The 12175-nt window shown below is 64.1% G+C and carries 9 protein-coding genes; 5 read left to right on the top strand and 4 right to left on the bottom strand.

The window, feature by feature from the left end; genetic code table 11:
- The first annotated feature begins 60 nt into the window (after positions 1 to 60).
- Entirely contained in the window at positions 61 to 1308 is a 1248-nt protein-coding gene (locus tag PCO31010_RS24155) for an MFS transporter (RefSeq protein ID WP_150666493.1), read from the top strand.
- A 441-nt stretch (positions 1309 to 1749) separates the two neighbouring features.
- On the opposite strand, the gene pdxR is transcribed toward PCO31010_RS24155, so the two are convergent.
- Complete coding sequence (gene pdxR, locus PCO31010_RS24160; protein WP_246184757.1) at positions 1750 to 3378, bottom strand: MocR-like pyridoxine biosynthesis transcription factor PdxR; 1629 nt, start codon at positions 3376 to 3378, stop codon at positions 1750 to 1752.
- A 106-nt stretch (positions 3379 to 3484) separates the two neighbouring features.
- Here pdxR and PCO31010_RS24165 point away from each other — a divergent pair, with 106 nt between their 5' ends.
- Positions 3485 to 4210, top strand: coding sequence for a GNAT family N-acetyltransferase (locus PCO31010_RS24165; protein WP_150666494.1), 726 nt, complete (start codon positions 3485 to 3487; stop codon positions 4208 to 4210).
- 108 nt (positions 4211 to 4318) lie between these two features.
- Here the strand turns inward: PCO31010_RS24165 and PCO31010_RS24170 are convergent, their stop codons facing one another.
- The 3 genes from PCO31010_RS24170 to PCO31010_RS24180 all read right to left on the bottom strand — a co-directional run bounded on the left by PCO31010_RS24170 (position 4319) and on the right by PCO31010_RS24180 (position 7962).
- Positions 4319 to 5611 (bottom strand): NCS2 family permease, encoded by a 1293-nt coding sequence (locus tag PCO31010_RS24170; protein ID WP_150666495.1) that lies wholly within the window; start codon positions 5609 to 5611, stop codon positions 4319 to 4321.
- Positions 5612 to 5728: 117 nt separating this feature from the next.
- Positions 5729 to 6769 carry a porin gene (locus PCO31010_RS24175; RefSeq protein ID WP_150666496.1) on the bottom strand — a complete coding sequence of 347 codons (1041 nt, stop codon included), beginning with the start codon at positions 6767 to 6769 and terminating at the stop codon, positions 5729 to 5731.
- 353 nt (positions 6770 to 7122) lie between these two features.
- Positions 7123 to 7962, bottom strand: a complete 840-nt coding sequence (locus PCO31010_RS24180) for a metal-dependent hydrolase (RefSeq protein WP_150666497.1) — start codon at positions 7960 to 7962, stop codon at positions 7123 to 7125.
- Positions 7963 to 8123: 161 nt separating this feature from the next.
- On the opposite strand from PCO31010_RS24180, the gene PCO31010_RS24185 reads away from it, so the two are divergent.
- The 3 genes from PCO31010_RS24185 (at position 8124) to PCO31010_RS24195 (ending at position 12170) form a co-directional block, all read left to right on the top strand.
- Positions 8124 to 8774, top strand: a complete 651-nt coding sequence (locus tag PCO31010_RS24185) for a TetR/AcrR family transcriptional regulator (protein WP_246179632.1) — start codon at positions 8124 to 8126, stop codon at positions 8772 to 8774.
- A gap of 102 nt (positions 8775 to 8876) precedes the next feature.
- Complete coding sequence (locus PCO31010_RS24190) at positions 8877 to 10484, top strand: Na/Pi cotransporter family protein (protein WP_150666498.1); 1608 nt, start codon at positions 8877 to 8879, stop codon at positions 10482 to 10484.
- Positions 10485 to 10940: 456 nt separating this feature from the next.
- On the top strand, positions 10941 to 12170 hold the full coding sequence (locus PCO31010_RS24195; protein ID WP_150666499.1) for an arabinose transporter: 1230 nt from the start codon (positions 10941 to 10943) through the stop codon (positions 12168 to 12170).
- The last annotated feature ends 5 nt before the right edge of the window (positions 12171 to 12175 follow it).

Raw genomic sequence — 12175 nt, forward strand, 5'->3', positions numbered from 1 at the left:
CTTGCCCGTCGCGCGGGTGGTCGCGTCCTGGGGTTTCGTCGATTCCTGATCCCCTGCGCAATGCCTACCGACACCCGCCCTGCGAACGGCCAGTTCGCCACGACGTTGCAGATCGTCTCCACCGTGTTCTTCACGTTCCTCTGCTATCTGACGATCGGCTTGCCGCTCGCTGTGCTGCCGTCGTTCGTGCACGTGGATCTGGCTTACAGCTCTGTGATCGCCGGGCTGGCGATCAGCGTCCAATATCTCGCGACACTGCTCTCTCGCCCGTATGCCGGACGCACGGCCGACGCCTGGGGCCCGAAGCGCACGGTGCTGTGCGGTCTGGTCGCGTGTGGCGCATCCGGCTTGCTCGTGGCGTTGGGCGGTGTGTTCTCCGGTGTGCCCTGGCTGGCGCTGCTCGCGCTGATCGTCGGACGCCTCGTGCTCGGCTTCGGTGAAAGCTGGGTGTCGACGGGCGCGATTATGTGGGGCATCGGACAAGTCGGGCCGTCGCACACGGCGCGGGTGATTTCGTGGAACGGTGTTGCGACATACGGCGCGCTCGCGCTTGGCGCACCGCTGGGCGTGGCACTCAACAATGCGTACGGCATCAAGGCCGTGGGCGCTGCGGTGGCGCTGGCGGGTATCGTCGGTTTGCTGCTGGCTCGCATGAAGCGTGCGACGCCGGTCATTCACGGTGAGCGACTCGCGTTCCGCGCGGTGCTCGGCCGCGTGATGCCGTTCGGCATGGGACTGGCGCTCGGGTCCATCGGCTTCGGTGCGATCTCGACGTTCATTACGCTCTACTATGCAAGCCATCATTGGGACAACGCGGCGCTGGCACTGACGGCGTTCGGGCTGTGCTTCATGGGCGTGCGTCTGTTGCTCGGAAGCAGCATTCAGCGCTTTGGCGGCTATCGCGTCGCGATGGCATCGTTCGCGCTGGAAGCCTTCGGTCTGATCGTGCTGGGTATTGCCCCGACAGGTTTCACGGCGCTGCTCGGTGCGGCGCTGGCGGGCGCGGGCTTCTCGCTTGTGTTCCCGTCGCTGGGCGTAGCGGCCGTCAACCTCGTACCTGCGCAGAATCGTGGCGCGGCACTCGGAGCGTACTCAGTGTTTCTCGACGTCGCACTGGGCGTCACGGGACCGGTCGCGGGCCTGATCGTGGGGGCTTACGGGTACGCCGAGGTGTATTTGTGCGCGGCACTGGCCGCCATCGCCGCCGTGCTGCTGACTCTGTGGATGTCGCGCAATGCCCGTGTGGGCCAACCGCATGACGCTGCGTCGACGGTGACCAAGTCAGCACAGACCGCGACGTCGTCGTAATCGTCTTTCCGATTCAAGCCTCGCCTCATTCCCACAAGGAGGTCGACGCACGGTCACCGTGCGCCGATCTCAGGGGAACCTTCCTCCCGTTGCACTGCGCTGTCCTCCCAATTCCGGAGGCGCGAGCGCATTTCTGCAAGTCGTCTGCCGTATCACCGACCTAAATTGAATCCGCAGCAGCCAGCGCGTCGCGCAGGGTTGCTGCGAGCGCCCTTGCTCATCGCAACGGGCATTCATCTTAGGAGTGTGAAATGAAACAGAACTGGATGATGCGTGCCGGGTTGATCTCGGCGGCGCTTTGGACACAAATTCCGACGATACAAGCCGCTGAGCTTCCCGGAGTGCAGGCAGCCGATTCACCGTACCAACTGTGCCCACCGTGGGACGATGACGAGTGTCAATGTCCCGACCCAACGCTCGTCTGCCGTGAGCGCTGAGAACTTACCCGGCCGACCCGGCCGACCCGGCCGACCCAGCCGACCCAGCCGACGTTAACCCGGCGGCTGCGACAATCGCCGCCAGCCGCTTGATCAATCCGGGGATGCGGGACGCGTCCGTATCCCCGTAGCCGATCACAAGCCCGTTGTCCGCCGGTTGCGGATCGAGTGCGAAGCTCGATAGCGCGCGAGGGCCGATCCCTTCGCGCTGGGCGGCTTCCACGATGGCTTTGTCCGGGAAGGCCGCGTCCAGCCGCACCGTCAGATGGAGTCCGCAGCGTTCGCCAATCACCGCGTATGCCGGATCGAAGTGCGTGGCCAGCGCGTCGCGCAATGCCGTCTGACGCTCCCGGTACAAACGCCGCATGCGCCCCAGATGGCGCGCAAACTGCCCGCTTCGGATGAAGTCGGCGAGTGCCAGCTGTTCGAAGCGATGGCCACCGCGCAGGAGTTCGTCGAGCGCGTCGCGGGCCTGCGTCGCGAGTGCGGTCGGCAGAATCAGAAACCCGAGACGCAGTGCCGGGAACATCGTCTTGCTGAAGGTCCCGACATAGACCACGGGCGCGTCCGGCACCATCCCCTGCATCGCAGCAATCGGCTCGCCCTGATGGCGAAACTCGCTGTCGTAGTCGTCCTCCAGAATCCACGCGCCGTGACGCCGCGCCTGTGCAATCAGATCGAGACGGCGCGATGCCGACAACACGCTGCCGAGCGGGTACTGGTGCGACGGCGTGACGTACACCAGTCGCGGCGGCGAGCGCTCCCACAAGCCGTCGGGAATCACGATGCCTTCGTCGTCCACACGCAGCGCCTGCAATCGCACGTCGCTCGAATGAAAAGCGGCCTTCGCGCCCCGATAGCCGGGGTCTTCCATCCACACCGTGTCGCCCGGGTCGGTCAGCAACCGCACGCAGAGAATCAGCGCCTCGTGCGCACCTTCCGTGATGACGACCTGCGAGGCGTCGCACCGTACGCCGCGCGAAATGCGGAGGTGGTCGGCAATGGCTTCACGCAGCGCAGGCTCGCCCAGCGGATCGCCATAGTTGTAGTGACGGGGCTGCGCTTCACGCATGACGCGCTCCAGCGTACGTCGCCATGTGCTTGCTGGAAAGCGGGTAAGCGCGGGCACGCCGGGCGTGAACGGCAGCGGGGTTTCACCCGCGCGTGCGGCGTGCCGGGTGGCGGGCAGGCGTTGAATGCGGCGTGACGGTGACGGTGCGGTCACGACTTCCGGTGCAATGTCCGTCGGCGCGACATCCCGCGCGTTCGACTTCGCCACGAGCGCTGCTTGCGCGGCAATGTGCGGATCGAGCGAGAGTTGCGCGACGCGCGTGCCGAGCCGATGCGGGACGATGAAACCCTCGGCAGCAAGCTGGTCGTAGACGATGGAGACGGTGTTGCGCGACACGGCGAGGTCTTCTGCGAGCGTGCGTGAGGCTGGCAAACGTGCACCCGCAGGCAGACGTCCTTCGAGAATGGCGTGTTTGAGTCGCGTCAGGAGCTGCTTCTGGAGTGAGACGTTGCGCCCCGGTCCCGTGGCAAGCGGGCTATCGAACAGGGCGGCAACGTTTTCCGGTGCAAAGGCAGGTGCCGGGGGCGTTGAGTCGGCGCGCGTTTTGGCTACGGATGTCATGGCACCAAGAGATTCGCGAGGAGTGGTGCTTTTCATCGTACCACTGGCGCGATAACTTAGCCTTGATGATCAAAATGCCCATCCAATTGCCGGAGACGAGAGAGCCATGACCGACGCACCGAACTTCAACGACTACGACCAGCCCATCGGCCCGGCGCTGCCCGACTGGAAGCCGCGCGCGCAGCCCCCGCGCACGCCGGTGAGCGGCCGGTACTGCCGTCTGGAGCCGATCGACGTCGAGCGTCACGCCAAGGATCTCTTCGACGCCTTCGCCACCGCGCCGGACGGGCGCGACTGGACTTACATGAGCGGTGGTCCGTTCCCTGACTTCGACAGCTACTACGCGTATGCGACGAAGCTCGCGGCGTCCACCGATCCGCTGCATCACGCCATCGTCGATCTGGAGACGGGCAAAGCTGTCGGCACGCTCGCGCTCATGCGCATCGACCCGGCGAACGGAGTGGTCGAGGTCGGGCACGTGGCGTACTCGCCGTTGCTCAAGCGCACGCGTGCGGGCACCGAGGCGCAATATCTGCTGATGCGCCGCGCGTTCGACGAGCTGGGCTATCGGCGCTACGAATGGAAGTGCGATTCGTTGAATGCGCCCTCGCGCCGTGCGGCGGCCCGCTACGGTTTCACGTTCGAAGGGATCTTCCGCAACGCCATCGTCTATCGCGGGCGCAGCCGGGATACGGCGTGGTTTTCCATCACCGATGCGGAATGGCCTGCGATCAGCCGGGGCTTCGAGCAGTGGCTCTCGCCGGAGAACTTCGACGCGCAGGGCCAACATCGCTCGGGACTTGCGGCATTGATCTCCGCTGCCCGGGCATAACGGCGACGTCAAAACAAAACGGCCCGCCGGGAAATCCCCGGCGGGCCGTTTTGCTTGTTGCTTGTTATCGGAACCGTCCCAATCGACGGTGACGATACCTCGGGTCGATCAGCCCGGGAAGAAGGCGTACTTCAACACGAACAGCACGGCGATCACCCACGCTGCCGGGTGGACGTCCTTCGCACGGCCCGTGAACAACTTCAGCACGGCGTACGAGATAAAGCCGAACGCCAGACCGGTGGCGATCGAGTACGTGAACGGCATGGCCAGCGCGGTCAGGGCGGCCGGCGTGGCTTCCGTGATGTCGTCCCACTCGACGTCGAGCAGTTCGCGCAGCATCAGACCTGCAACATACAGCAGTGCCGGTGCCGCGGCGTACGCCGGAACCGAGCCTGCCAGCGGGGCGATGAACAGCGCGAGGATGAACAGCACGGCAATCGTCAGTGCGGTCAGACCCGTGCGGCCGCCCGCCTGCACGCCCGAAGCGCTTTCCACGTAAGCCGTCGTGCTGCTCGTGCCCAGCAGCGAGCCGATGAAGATAGCGATGGAGTCGGCGAAGAGCGCGCGTCCCAAGCCCTTATAATGCGTGCCTTCGAGCAGACCGGCGCGCTTGGCCACACCCATCAGCGTACCTGTCGCGTCGAACACTTCGACCAGCACGAAGGCCAGAATGACGTGGACAAAACCGGCGTGCAGGGCGCCCGGAATGTCGAGCTGGAGGAACGTCGGCGAGAGGCTCGGCGGCATGGCGAACACGCCCTGGAACTGGTTCAGACCCAGCACCATCGAGAGCACCGTGACGGCCAGAATGCCGATCAGGATGGCACCGCGAACCCGCAGCGCGTCGAGCACAGCGATCAGGAAGAAGCCGAAGATGGCGAGCAGTGCCTGCGGCGAGTGGAGATCGCCCAGACCGATCTTCGTGGCCGGGTTGGCGACGACCACGCCAGCGTTACCGAGCGCGATGATGGCGAGGAACAGACCGATACCCGCTGCAATCGCACATCGTAACGATTTGGGCACCCCGGCAATGAGCCAGGATCGCACCCCTGTCACGGTCAGGATGATGAACAGACACCCTGAGATGAACACCGCGCCGAGCGCCTGTTGCCACGTGTATCCCATCGCGCCCACGACCGTGAAGGCGAAGAAGGCGTTCAGGCCCATACCCGGCGCCATGCCGATCGGGTAGTTGGCGACAAAGGCCATCACCACCGAGCCGATCGCCGCTGCAAGACAGGTCGCCACGAACACGGCACTCTTGTCCATGCCCGTCGTGCCGAGGATGTTGGGGTTGACGAAAATGATGTACGACATGGTGAGGAAGGTCGTCAGACCCGCCACCATTTCCGTGCGTACATTGGAGCCATGCTCCTCGAGTTTGAAGAATTTGGTCAGCAACGCGCTCTCCTTGTGACTTTGTTATGCCGTTGTCCGTGTGCAGCGGGGGCGCGCGCATTGTACTGCGCGCGAGCCCGTGCCACTGATTTTGTCAGGCGACTGCTTGCGTCGAGTCTGTCAGAACTTCATGCGCATGCCCACCCCGAAAGTATTCCCGGCATCCAGCCCGGAAACCTTGTCGTTGAGATAGGCCGTGTACACATCGGTGCGCTTGGAGAGGTTGTAGTCGTAGCCGATGGCCCACGTATTCCGGCTGGCGTTGTTCGCGCCGGAGTTCTTCGTGTAAGCGTAAGACGCCATCACATTACCCCCGCCGAGCGGCACGGTAAAGCCGAGCTGGCCGCCGTTGGACGTCAGATTGCCGCCCGTGATCGTGTTCTTGATGTACTGGTACTGACCGAAGAACTTGACCACCTTGAAGTCGTACGTCAGACCGGCCTGAAGTGCCTGCTGATTGCGAAAGCCGGTGATACCGGCCTGATCGTCGGGCGTCGAGTCGAATTTGACCTGCTGATAGGCGAGCGTCGCGGCGAGCGGGCCGTGGAAGTACATGGCCGCAGCGCTCCACTTGTTCTGCCCCATTTCGCCTGCCTTGTTGCCGAAGGCGTAGGAGAAGCTTGCGCCCAGTCCCTTGTAGTCGGGCGTGGCGTACATCACGCCGTTGTTCCAGCCCGAGTCGCCGACGATCCCCTGTCCCGCGAGACCGAGGAACGTGTGGTAGACCATCGGGCTGAAGGTGTAGGAGTCGACGAACGGGTTGAACAGGATCGTCGACACGAAGTACGACGTGGTGAGCCGCCCCATCGTGATCGTGCCCAGCGTGTCCGATTGCAGGCCGACGTACGCGTTGCGCGAGAAGAAGCTGTCACCGGTGAAGCGGCCGTAGTTGCCGTTCTGCGGCAGGAAGAAGTCTTCGAGCGTGAAGATCGCTTTCAGGCCACCGCCAAGATCTTCGGCGCCCTTGATACCCCAGTAAGACGTGGACATACCGCCGCCGGCCTGCGTCCACGCACGGTCGCCGCCCGGGGCTTTGGCCGCGCCGACCCACGCGTCGACCTGACCGTAAAGGGAAACGCTGGATTGTGCGTTCGCGACGCCCGCCGCGCCGCAAATTGCGAGGGCGAGCGTGCCCCGCAGCCAACTTGCTGCCTTGCTCATGAATGTGTCTCCGTCTCGTTTTTAGTTTGTGCGTGCCTCTGAACTGCTCTTTTCACCGAAGGGTGCAAGGGGGCACGCCTGAGTCATTGACACACTGACTTCGCGTTGCGCGGGGATCGGTGTTGCTTTGAGGCGTGATCATTATTATCAAGGTGCCTCATACGACATATCACGCGGCGTTGATACTCGTTATTCCGTTGTTGCCGTCACACTTCTCGGGTTAACACTGGCGGTTTACCTCTTGCGCAGCGCAATTTGCGGGCGCGAAAAAAAACGGATATCCGCGCTCTGGACGCGAATATCCGCTTTCAATTTGATGGCGGCTTAAGGCAAGCCGCCGTCGTCAACGGTGCTTACCGAACCGCGCGCCAACTCGCGTTATGCGCTTCGAGCCAGTTCTGCGCGAGCGCCGGATCGCCGTGACGATTCGGATGGAACGACGGCAGCATGTACTTGAGCATCGGCCCGGTGGTGCGCCAGATGACGCCGTCGCGACCGAAGAACATCGTCGTGAATCCCCACCACGTGCTCGGCTTGAAGAGCGTGCCATCGCGCCAGAGATTGTTGATCGTCTGCGCGTGGCTCTCCAGCCCGAACATGAACAGCACGTAGAGATACGTCAGTACCCGCTGGCGCTCGCTGCCACCCAGCGCGCGATACAGGTCGAACGCCACCGCCTTGTGCTCGGTCTCCTCGGCCGCGTGCCAGCGCCACATCAGACGCATCTTCGGCTCCGCCTTCGCGAGCCAGCGGTCGTAGCGCAGTGCGCCGTCGCCGAACACCGCCGTGCAATGCTCGTAAGCAGCCGTGACGGCGAGCATGTACATCGGCGACAGCTTGCGGCGCCGCGCCCACTGAATGCGCGACGTCGCCCAGTTCTCCCAATGATTCACCAGGCCTTGCTTGGCAAGCTGCGCGTTGTACTGGCCGTGCAGATGACGGTGCGTCGCTTCCTGTCCGATGAATTGCGCGATGTCGGCGCGCAGTTTGTCGTAACGCGCGTCGTCAGGCAGACGGTCCATCGTGTCGCGCACCGAGTCGATGAACGACTGCTCGCCGACGGGAAAACTCATCGACAGCGCGTTGTAGTACATCGTGCGGTAAGCGTCGCCGCTGTGCCAATGGCGCTCGAAGCCACTGGCCAGATCGACCGTCAGCTTGCGCACGGTCAGCGCGGAAATGTCGTTGCTCATGATGGCAGACCTCTCTGGCAGTCGAGACGAATGTCGGATGCGATGAATGTGACGTCCATGACGCCGTCTCTTGAAATTCATACCGAATGTGAGCATTATTCATTTTTCAGGCGTCATGCCGCAACTCGCTTCTCGCTCAGTTCCTGCTCAGGTTTTCAGTTATGTCCACACCGAAGTCGCCCGCCACCCCGAATGCCCCGTCCGCCATGCGAAAGCGGCCGATGCAGGCACGCGCGCAGCACACCGTCGAGACCATTTTCGAGGCCACAGCTCAGGTTCTCGACGAAGAAGGGGAGGCGGCGCTCACGACCAATCGCATCGCCAAGAAGGCCGGTTTTTCGATTGGCACGCTGTATCAGTACTTCCCGACCAAGGAAGCGATTCTGTTGGCAATGATTGCGCGCGAGCGGCGTCGCGTAATGGACGAGCAGAACGAATTTCTCGCACGCGCCGCCGATGAAGGTGCAGACCCTGAGCGCGTGATTCGCGAGCGCATCCGCATGCTGATCGAAGCCTTCGGTTCGGGAGGACGCGTGAAGCGCTCGCTCATCAAGATGGCGTGGCAAATGGACCATCACGAGAACATCATGCAGGCGATGCGCGAGGCGGCCGAGCATATCGCTGTCGCCATGTCGCGCCGCGATGCGCCGGGAATGCGTCCGCCGACCACCGCCACGGTCTTTGTGCTCACGCGCGCATTCATGGGCACACTGCGCTCGGCCGTGCTCGAAGACTCCCCGTTGCTTGGCACTCCAGAATTTGAGGACGAGCTTTACCGGTTATGCTGGGGCCTGTTGCGCGCCGACGCCTGACGGCACAGCCGCCGGGCCGACAGTAGATTCCACAGTCGCCTCGCAGGCGACGACGCGCACCACTTCGATAGCTCCGGCAGTACGCACAAAGGAAGGCGTTGCATGGGTGAAATCGTCAAGGCGGTCAGCATTCTGGCGGGTGGCGTCGGCATCTTCCTCATCGGCATGGCGATGATGACCGATGGCCTCAAACTCGCCGCCGGGCCTGCGCTCGAACGCATTCTCGCGGGAGCGACGCGCACCCGATGGCAGGCCTTCGCTTCGGGCGTGCTCGTCACCGCCATCACCCAAAGCTCCTCCGTCGTGACGATTGCGACCATCGGCTTCGTCAACGCCGGACTGCTCAAGCTTGGCGGCGCTCTGTGGCTGATGTTCGGCTCCAATCTCGGCTCGACGATGATGGGCTGGATCGTCGCGGTCATCGGCCTCAAATTCAATATCGATGCGTTCGCGCTGCCGATGATCGCTGTCGGCGTGGCGCTGCGTCTGACGGGCGCGGGCACCCGGCGCGGTGCCATCGGCAATGCGCTCGCGGGCTTCGGCCTGCTCTTCTTCGGCATCTCGCTGCTGCAATCTGCCTTCATCGACATGGCGGGCATGATTCGTCTGCCCGATGGCACCGGCCCGCTCGATGTGCTGCTGCAAGTCGTCGTGGGCTTCGTGCTGACCTGCATCGTGCAGTCCTCGGCGGCGGCAATGGCCATCACACTCACGGCCGCGCAGAACGGACTGCTGGGCGCGCAGGGCGCGGCGGCCGTGGTGATCGGCGCGAACATCGGTACGACAGTAACGGCCGTGATCGCGGCCATCGGCGCGACGCCCAACGCGCGGCGTGCGGCGATGGCGCACGTCGCCTTCAATGTGGTGGCGGCTGTCGTGGCGCTCTTGCTGCTGCCGTGGATGATCCGCGCCATCGCTACCGGCATGGAATGGATGCATCGCGAAGCCGACCCCGCCATCCAGCTTGCCATCTTCCATACGACCTTCAATGTGCTTGGCGTGCTGCTGATGATTCCGCTGACCACGCCGCTGTTGCATTGGTTGCAGCGCCGCTTTCGCTCGCGCGAGGAAGACGAGGGTGCACCGCAGTTCCTAGACGACAACGTGTTGCAGGTGCCGCAACTGGCCGTCGAGGCGCTCAAACGCGAAGTCGAGCGTCTTGGCGTGATCAGTCGGCATATGGTGCGTGGCGCGCTGACCGGCACGAGTTCCGGCGTGCTGGCCCAGTCGCACGCGTGCGTGACTCGCCTCGGCAGCGTCTGCCAGACGTTTGCCGAGCGCATGAGTCGCGTGGCGATGGGCGCGGCGTCCGCCGAGCAACTGGCCGACACGCTGCGCACACTACGTTACTACGAGAGTGCGGCAGAGCAAGCGGTGGCAGCTTCCGCGTTGCGAGACCAGACCAGCACCGCGACCGGGATGTCGGACGTCTACGCGGCGTTCCTGCGCGAATCGGGCGCGCTGCTCGATCATGTGGAAAGCGACACGTTGCCGGAAGACGGTGGCGAATCGCTCGGCACCCATGCGTCGGCGATGGAGGCGGCGTATGGCGGGCTCAAGGCCAAATTGCTGGCCGACGGCGCGGCGGGCACCGCACGTATCTCCGTGATGGAAGAAGCCTTGCGACGTTACAGCGCGCTGCGACGTGCGTTGCAACAGACCGTCAAGGCGAGCACGCGTCGTGCGAAGGGGACGGACCCCATCGATTGACCGACTGACCGGCTGAGCGCGAGGTGTGGCTTTCGCGTCATGTCCATCGCTTGCGCAACGCAACATGCGTGGCTAGAATGGCGACGGATTCTTGGCATCTAGTGAAATCTTCTCCGGTGTCACGTAAGCGTTCACGTGAATCAACGCATTCTCCGCGACAGCGGCCGGTTCTACCGGCACGTCGGTCGAGGGGCGTGCGTTCTGCGTGAACTACCGGGCAACCCATTCAGCGTTGTCTTCGGTTCTCTGAGCGTCATAAGCGCCGTCCTCCTCCGATTTGCCTGTTTCGATACCGATGCCCCGTTTGCGGTCGTTCGTCCGCCGGTTGGCGTCTGGTGTCCGTCGTTCGTGGCTTGTTCATCGTTCGCCGGTGTTTCGCCGATGGCTTTGCTCGCGTGTCATTTGTGTCGTTCGGCACTGGCTTGCGCTGACCGGTAACCTTTGGAGTTTTCTCGCATGTCGTCCTCCGCTACATCGGCCCAATCTTCGGATCGGGCTCAACCCCCGCATCAGGCGGCGGGTGCGCCCGCCAACGCTACGGCGTTGCTCGTGCGCTTCTCGCTCAATGTTTTTCTCGCGTGCCTGACCATCGGCATGTCGCTCTCCGTAGTACCGCTGTTCGTGCACGACACGCTCGGGTATCACAACGTCATCGTGGGCTTTGCCGTGGGCGTGCAGTCGCTCGCCACGGTGCTCACCCGCAAGTTCGCCGGACGCACCGCCGATCAGCGCGGTGCGCGCGTGGCGCTCATGCGCGGTCTGGTGTTCGTCGGACTGTCAGGCATCGCGCTGCTCGCGACGAGCCTGATTTCGGCGGCCGCCGAACCGCGTCTTGCTGTGCTGACGCTCGCCCGCTTGCTGCTCGGCGTCGGCGAGAGCCTGTGCATCACCGGCACATTGACGTGGGCCATCGGCAGTCTCGGTGCCGCGCAATCGGGCCGCGTGATGTCGTGGACCGGCGCGGCTGTCTTCGGCGGATTCGCGGTCGGCGCGCCGTTGGGGCTGGCGCTCTACGGCGGCATGTCGCTGGCGGGCGTCGCCATCGCAATCTGTCTGCTGCCGCTGGCGGGCTGGGCCGTCATCTCGCGCATTGCTGCCGTCGCGCCCGCGCATCAGGCAGGGGGCGCGCTGCCGTACTCGCAGGTGTTGCGTATCGTCTTCATGCCCGGACTGGCGCTGGCGTTGCAGGGTGTCGGGTTCGCTGTGGTCGGTGCGTTTGTGGTGCTGTACTTCGAGGCGTCGCGCTGGACTGGTGCGGCGATTGCCTTGTCGGCGTTCGGTCTGGCGTTTGTGCTGATGCGTTTGATCGGCGGACGCTGGCCCGAGCGCTTCGGCAATCTGCGAGTGGCACAGGCGTCGCTCGTCGTCGAGGCCATCGGGCTGCTGATCGTCTGGCAAGCGCCCGTCGCGTGGCTCGCGCTGCTGGGTACGGCGTTGGCCGGGGCGGGGGCGTCGCTGATTTTCCCGTCGCTGGGCATTGAAGTCGTCAAGCGCGCACCGGCGGCCAGCCGTGGCACGAGCCTCGGCACGTACGCCGCGTTTCAGGACATCGCCATCCTGACCACCGGTCCGCTCGCGGGGGCCGTGGCCAACCCGTTCGGCTATCGCGCCGTCTTCCTGTGCGGGGCGGTGGCGGCAGTGCTGGGTGTCGTCGTGATCGTGTCGTTGCGGGCGCGTCAGCGCTGATTTGA

The organism is Pandoraea commovens (assembly GCF_902459615.1).
In the GTDB taxonomy this organism is placed as follows: domain Bacteria; phylum Pseudomonadota; class Gammaproteobacteria; order Burkholderiales; family Burkholderiaceae; genus Pandoraea; species Pandoraea commovens.

Bases quoted from the DNA above. Each gene is read 5' to 3' on its own strand.
- PCO31010_RS24155 (WP_150666493.1), top strand. From the start codon at position 61: ATGCCTACCGACACCCGCCCTGCGAACGGCCAGTTCGCCACGACGTTG.
- pdxR (WP_246184757.1), bottom strand. From the start codon at position 3,378: ATGACATCCGTAGCCAAAACGCGCGCCGACTCAACGCCCCCGGCACCT.
- PCO31010_RS24165 (WP_150666494.1), top strand. From the start codon at position 3,485: ATGACCGACGCACCGAACTTCAACGACTACGACCAGCCCATCGGCCCG.
- PCO31010_RS24175 (WP_150666496.1), bottom strand. From the start codon at position 6,769: ATGAGCAAGGCAGCAAGTTGGCTGCGGGGCACGCTCGCCCTCGCAATT.
- PCO31010_RS24180 (WP_150666497.1), bottom strand. From the start codon at position 7,962: ATGAGCAACGACATTTCCGCGCTGACCGTGCGCAAGCTGACGGTCGAT.
- PCO31010_RS24185 (WP_246179632.1), top strand. From the start codon at position 8,124: ATGTCCACACCGAAGTCGCCCGCCACCCCGAATGCCCCGTCCGCCATG.
- PCO31010_RS24190 (WP_150666498.1), top strand. From the start codon at position 8,877: ATGGGTGAAATCGTCAAGGCGGTCAGCATTCTGGCGGGTGGCGTCGGC.
- PCO31010_RS24195 (WP_150666499.1), top strand. From the start codon at position 10,941: ATGTCGTCCTCCGCTACATCGGCCCAATCTTCGGATCGGGCTCAACCC.